The 3,611-nt window shown below is 65.4% G+C and carries 4 protein-coding genes; 1 reads left to right on the top strand and 3 read right to left on the bottom strand.

Annotated features, from left to right (window positions below; translation table 11 throughout):
* Positions 1-548: 548 nt before the first annotated feature.
* The 3 genes from LW587_RS23695 to LW587_RS23685 all read right to left on the bottom strand — a co-directional run bounded on the left by LW587_RS23695 (position 549) and on the right by LW587_RS23685 (position 3,228).
* Positions 549-1,322, bottom strand: a complete 774-nt coding sequence (locus tag LW587_RS23695) for a pirin family protein (RefSeq protein WP_232632026.1) — start codon at positions 1,320-1,322, stop codon at positions 549-551.
* 860 nt (positions 1,323-2,182) lie between these two features.
* A complete protein-coding gene (locus LW587_RS23690; RefSeq protein WP_232632025.1) occupies positions 2,183-2,650 on the bottom strand; it encodes a DUF4357 domain-containing protein in 468 nt (155 codons plus the stop codon).
* Positions 2,647-3,228, bottom strand: coding sequence for a recombinase family protein (locus tag LW587_RS23685; RefSeq protein WP_232632024.1), 582 nt, complete (start codon positions 3,226-3,228; stop codon positions 2,647-2,649). Before LW587_RS23685 ends, LW587_RS23690 begins: the two co-directional genes overlap by 4 nt.
* A 192-nt stretch (positions 3,229-3,420) precedes the next feature.
* Between LW587_RS23685 and LW587_RS24105 the strand changes: the two genes are divergently transcribed.
* Positions 3,421-3,552, top strand: coding sequence for a hypothetical protein (locus LW587_RS24105; protein WP_269780370.1), 132 nt, complete (start codon positions 3,421-3,423; stop codon positions 3,550-3,552).
* Positions 3,553-3,611: the final 59 nt, after the last annotated feature.

Raw genomic sequence — 3,611 nt, 5'->3', positions numbered from 1 at the left:
ACCCTACTCGAAGACCGGCGATGACCACCTCAGCGGTGGGCTGCTCCTACACCACCCCCTGGGACACGACCCCTTCGTGAACGGCGCGACCGGGCCCGTGACGTCTCACGCCGTCAGCGCCGCGAGGTGCGGGGCAAGGCGGCTCCTTCGGGCGCTCGTCCGGCCTCGGATAACAGCGGCACCCGCGAGAAGGCGGCGCTCCTGGCCGCGGCAGTGAAGCGCGTCAGCAAGGAGCGCGAGCGGAGGCGCAGCACGACCGCGTCCCACGCCCGTCGCGCCCTCTCGATGAAGCGGGCCGCGGGGGATCCCGCCGCGAACCGCCCGCCGTCTCGAACCTCGAACCATGGCATGCGCCCGGTGTCCGACGACACGAGAGCGCCGTCCGGAGCGCTTAATGAGGAAGGGCAGGAGATCGCAAGGCGCCGTGGCGGCGGTCCGCGATAGAGGCACGATGCGACGGCCAGTCCTGGCCGTGCACGGTCGATTCTCGACGTGATGAGACTACCGGCCCTCAATGCGCTCTCGCGCATTGGGGCCGCCCGGACAAACTATGACCGGGCTCGGGCGGCCATGCGCTGCACCGTCTCGCCATCGCCGACGGTGCCGCCGCGGCAGATCGGGGCGTCGGGATCAACAACGAAGGCAACGATGAGGGACGCCGCGGTGGCGTGGATCCTGACCTCCGCACCGTCCGAACAGAGACCGCTCTCGGCCTCGCCGAACGTTTGCCCCTCGGCTTCGATGCAGCCGGAGAAGACGAAGAAGTAGGTGTGCCAGCCCGGCTGGGCCGGCAGGACAGCGGTCTCGCCCGGACTCATCCGGATGTCGTGACAGTGAACGGCGTTGCGCACGGTGAACCGCGCTTCGCTCCCGCTCGGGCCGAAGACGTGACGCCACGCGTTGATTTCGGGGTCGGGCAGGCGCCCGTGCTGGATCTGCGGCTCGAGGTCGGCGGCTTGGGGCCGCACGAAGATCTGGAGCATCCGCAACGGCGGGTCGTCGGCGCGGGTGCGCTCCTCGTGCTGGAAGCCGCGCCCGGCATTCATGATCATCAGGTGATCGGCGTCGACGGTCAGATGTTCGCCCTGCGGATCGTCGTGGCGCATGACGCCGGCAGGAACCCAGGAGACGATCTCGTCCTGCACGTGCTCGTGGAGCTTGATATGCGTGCCGGGAGCCAGAAACGACTCCATGATCGTCGCCAGGGGGCCGAAGCCGTGGTCGGAGTGACCTCGTTTCAGATGTCCCGGGAAGTAGGCCCGGGCCACGAACCCATCGCTATCGATGGCGTCCTCGGTCGTCCGCTTGGCTTTTTCGATCATCGAATTTCGAGTCGCTTCCAGCGTGGGGCACCCGCGCGGGATGCTTACACTCGACAACATTCTCGACGGCGCCAGGTGCCGGTGCCGACTTGGAGTGCACGCATCGTCACGACCCGCATCGACTCGGGCTACGCGCCGATCATTAGATCGGAAGCCAGTCCGTCTTGTCGTCACAGAGTGAGGATGCGCCAAGGATAGCTCGATGAAGCTCGCGGGCGCAGAAGGCACTCCCTTGCCGGACCCGCGGTTTTTCTAGGACTTCGCTCTACCCTTTGGCCCGCGCTCTCAGGGTTGCAACTGGATGTGCCGCGCGCGAACTCTACGTCCGCATACGCCGACAGGGCGCCATGATCGGGTTGCTGGTTACTACGCACAGCCGCTCGCGGCTGTGGCCCAATTGCGCCGCGGAGTGCTCCCAGCGTCGTAGACGTCGATCAGCATCGAGCTAAGTTTTTGGTTTTGCAGGAGGCACTTAGCAAGCTGGAGAGCTGAGGCTGGGGCCTTCGGAGGGCAACGCTCTATCCAGCTGAGCTACGGGTGCTAATCCGCCACGTCAGTAGCCCAATCGGCCCTGCCGCGCAACGCCGCTCAATGGGGGAAACGAAAATCGTGATAGCTCAAAGGGATGAACGCGTGGCCCCCCTCAGGCAACGGTCACCCGTTCGAATCGTGTCGGACTGCGCGGGTCCGTCGGTGTGCACCGGCTGTGAGTTCGGAAGATCGGGGTTGCGGCGCTGATGCAGCGCACGGCTTGCGCCGCTGATGTGCCGGTCGATCCGTCGCTGGCGCGGGTGCGACGCAAGACGAGGAGACACGCTGGGTCGTCGGCGACGCGCTCAACCCACTTTCTCCCCTCAACCTCACGGCTCGAGCAGCACTTCGCCGAGGCGCTTGCGGTCCGTCGTGCGGACCCAGTCGCCGTGTCCGGTCGAACTGCGTCCCTTGACCAGCGCCGAGGCTGGCGAGAGGCTGGTGAAGGCGAGGTCCTTCGTCAGGCGTAGACAACCGTCCTGCGGCACGAGCGCGTTTTCCTCGACGAGCTGCGCGCGCAGCTTGCGGACGTTGGTGGGCAGGCTGTCGGTCGGGTTGGCGTTGATCAGCGAGTCGGCCCGCAGCACGCAACCATCGCCGATAATGTCCAGATAGGCCTTGTGCCCGTCACTGCGCGGTTGGGCGCTCGTGAAAAAGCTCTGAGCCGGGGCCTGATGCGGGGCGACGGAGGCAGGCTGCACCGCCGCCGCGGACTGGCCCGGATCGCCGAACCCGAGTTCGAGCGCGATAAGGGCAGCGATCTCCTCGCGTACCTTGGCTACGTCCGACATCGTCATGCGCCTACCTTCGGCTTGAGCCGCTGAATGGTGCTGTGGCTGACGTTGAACGTCCGCGCTACGTCCACAAGGGTTTCCCCGTCATCAAGGCGAGCCAGTGCCTCCCGCCGCTGGGCTGGGGTGAGCTTGGGCGGACGCCCCTCCCGCAGCTCGCCACGGGCCTTCTTGCGGGCTTTGCCCTCAGCCGTGCGGGTGAGGATCATCTCGCGCTCGACCTCGGCCATCCCGCCCATGACGGCGAGCATCATGCGGCCCTGGGCGGAGCCGGTGTCGGCCCACTCCTGCGCGATCGAGCGGAAGCGAGCGCCGGCGTCGTTGATGCGCTTCACGATGGAGAACAGGTCGAAGATCGAGCGGGCGAGGCGATCCAGCTTCGTGACCACCACCACGTCACCGGATTGCAGGCCCTTGAGCATCCGGGCCAGCTCCTTGCGGTCGGATTTTGCCCCGCTGACCTTCTCCTGAAAGATCGTCCGGCATCCGGCGGCACGGAGCTGGTCAAGCTGCACGTCGAGGGTCTGCCCGACCGTTGAGATGCGGGCGTATCCAATCAGGCGAGGGGGCGGGTTTTTGTGCATAGTTTCGTTCATGAGTTATGCACACGCTAACCCGTTGTAGAAGCAGGGTCGAGCAAAATGTGCAAAACTGTCTTGATTTTTGCAACAGTGCGTCTGGCACGACGCACTTAATAGCCCTGACGCCCATCCTAGAAATATGACGATGCTCCTACTGCTCGTTTCGGGTCGTGGGCACCTCACATAGGAACCAGGGTGAAAGACGCGATGCAGGGCAACCTCGATGCCGGCGGGGGCGAGCTGGCCAGCAACACAAATCCACTCATCCGCAAGCTCGAAAGCCTCGCTCGGCTCTCAGACGATGACAAAGCTGTCAAACAGCGTTGAACATTGACCCTGGATCGGCGTCGAACTTTGACCCCCTGTTTGGGTATGGCGGGACGCCC

Source organism: Methylobacterium sp. Leaf118 (genome assembly GCF_920984675.1).
In the GTDB taxonomy this organism is placed as follows: Bacteria; Pseudomonadota; Alphaproteobacteria; order Rhizobiales; family Beijerinckiaceae; genus Methylobacterium.
This window is presented reverse-complemented; position numbering and strand designations above follow the sequence as displayed.

Bases quoted from the DNA above. Each gene is read 5' to 3' on its own strand.
- LW587_RS23695 (WP_232632026.1), bottom strand. From the start codon at position 1,322: ATGATCGAAAAAGCCAAGCGGACGACCGAGGACGCCATCGATAGCGAT.
- LW587_RS23690 (WP_232632025.1), bottom strand. From the start codon at position 2,650: ATGACGATGTCGGACGTAGCCAAGGTACGCGAGGAGATCGCTGCCCTT.
- LW587_RS23685 (WP_232632024.1), bottom strand. From the start codon at position 3,228: ATGCACAAAAACCCGCCCCCTCGCCTGATTGGATACGCCCGCATCTCA.